This is a genomic window from Variovorax sp. P4_D9, assembly GCF_056401695.1.
Map to the genome: position 1 here is coordinate 1 of NZ_JBFUIU010001114.1, position 2,361 is coordinate 2,361.

The window sequence follows — 2,361 nt, forward strand, 5'->3', positions numbered from 1 at the left end:
ACCTGGCAAAGCTGCAGACCATCGGACGAACAGCGTAGCAGGCGATGAAGCGGCGCGGTGCGGCGCCGCAGCAATGGCTAAGGCGCCACGCACTCAAAGCTTGTTGCGGCGTTCGGGTCGCCGCTGATGTACTTCGGGTAGTTGGGGTACCTGCACAACGGTCGGCTTGCCGCGGTAGCCCCGGCGGTCGCGGTGCGCTGGGTTGCGATGATCGTCGATGTGGACGGTTTGACTCCCTTTTCGAGCCACTCGAACATCGGCCCAGCCAGATCGACCTTGTCCGCGCCCGTGCCTCCCTCACAGTGGTTCACCCCCGGGGCCGTGTAGTACTCGACGAACTGGTCGACAGCCGCCTGGCCACCATTTGCTTGAACAACGCTCTGGTAGTAGTTGGTGGCGTTGTTCGGAGTGATTTTCCAGTCGGTCAGGCCCGTCCACAGCAACAGCTTGCCGCCGCGCGCATTGAAGCGGCCAAGGTCGGGGTTCACAGCATCGATCATCGATACGAGCTGATCGATGCGTGCGAGATACTGCGTCGGATCCAACTGGAGGGGATCGACCGTACCGCCCTGTGCGACCATGTACTTGATGTAGCCATCTCCGAGAGAAGCCAAGGACAGCCAGTTGGCTGCGCTCTCGCCGCCGACAGGAAAGCCCGGCCAGACATAGCGAGCATTGGCGATGTCGGTCGGCGCGTAGAACGTTTGCGCGGACTCGACTTGCGCAGGCGTCAAGCAGGAGTCGGTTTCCGCCCCGGTGCAAGCAAGCTCAACCGGGTCAAAGTGGCAGGCGGAAGGCCGGCTGATGACCTGGTCATTGAGTCCATCGAGGCCATCGCACTTCGCCAAGGCGGCATCGCCTATCGCCTTGATCTTCGTGGGAGAGAGGGCGGCACCTGGCTTTGCGAGCTGCTTCTGGACCTTCTGATACCAAAGGAACTGTGGGTTGAAGGCGTTGGCTGGCGCTCGCGAAATGATTCCATCGAACAAGTCAGGGTAGCGCTGCGCCTGCATCAAGGCTTGGCGCCCCCCGCCCGAACAACCCTCGTACACCAGCTTAGTGCTTGGGAAGGTGTCCCCGTAGCGTTCACGCAAGATTGCCTTTGCAGCAGGAAGCACCCGCGGTACGGACTGATTGGCATAGTCAGACAGCATTTCGGGGTCCAGAGCGAACGACCCGTCCGAGAGAGCAATACCGTGTCCGTGATTGGTCGCGATGGTCGCGTATCCACGGGTCGCCAAATCGGGGCTGCCCACGGGACTGGTGATCGGGTCGCTGATGTAGCCGACGTCGAGGTAGCCATCGAAGCCGCCCCCACCCCTGAAGACAGTTCGATGATCCCAGTCTGTGGGCATGCGGACATCGAAGTCCAGGTCCTTGGTCATCTCTCCCCGCACCTTGCAGTATTCAGGCGCGCTGGCGCTCGCCGGCACCAGTTCGGCGCGTGTCACGGTCGCGCCCTCGAACGAGCGACCGAGGAAAGCGCTGCATAGACTGGCTGGACTGATTGGCGTGACGGACGTCTCTGGCGCGGCCGCGGGCGTTGTGGGCGCAGTTGGGGCAGTCGGCGCCGTGGACGTTGCGGAAACCGCGGTCGCCGCAGGCGACGCGATCAACCCGAGACCTGGCGTTCCTCCGCCACCGCCTCCGCAACCTGACATGCTTGAGACGACCAGAGCGGAAGCCGCTATGCGCGCCCGCCAACTGCAATAGCCTCCACGATCTGACTGTTTCAATACGACATCTGTTTCAAATCTCCCGAACATGTACGGCGGCTTTCTCATGGGGTTCTCCAATTCGTTATGTGGTCGCGATACAAACGCCACATCCGCAAGTTATGAGGCGTGGAACGGAAGAATTGTCTGAAGGTGGACAATTAAGGGTATTTCCGTAGCAGAGAAGCTAAGCTCGAAGCCATTGCGACGAAGGGCAACCGCAAACCCGTCCGCTGACGGCAGGGCATGGCCGGACTCACTCGTTTACCCTGCAAATTGGGCGAATGCGCAGAACTGAGAAGGCGAGCGGGAACCCGCCGCTTCTCAAGAGCGTCGTTACGGTGCCGTGCACTCAAAGCTTGATGCAGCATTTACGTCGCCACCGATGTATTTCGGATACTGGGGGTATCTGCAAAGGGGGCGACTCTTGGGCGGGGTGCCCTGAACGGCGAACAATGTCGATGCAACGATCGGCGCACTCGATGGTCGGGCGCCCTTCTCCAGCCATTCGAACATCGGGCCAGCCAGATCGACTTTGTCAGCTCCGTTCCCGAGCGCGCAGTGCCCAACGCCAGGCGCTGTGTAGTACTCGACAAACTCATCCGCGGCCGCTTGACCGCCGCTCTCCGCCAGGACGCTCTGATAG

General features: G+C 61.3%; 2 protein-coding genes. Both read right to left on the reverse strand.

The window, feature by feature from the left end; genetic code table 11:
• Positions 1-77 precede the first annotated feature (77 nt).
• Entirely contained in the window at positions 78-1,451 is a 1,374-nt protein-coding gene (locus tag AC1DY5_RS51695; protein WP_478122022.1) for a tannase/feruloyl esterase family alpha/beta hydrolase, read from the reverse strand.
• 600 nt (positions 1,452-2,051) lie between these two features.
• The coding region (locus tag AC1DY5_RS51700; RefSeq protein ID WP_478122023.1) for a tannase/feruloyl esterase family alpha/beta hydrolase at positions 2,052-2,361 on the reverse strand (310 nt) is incomplete at its 5' end.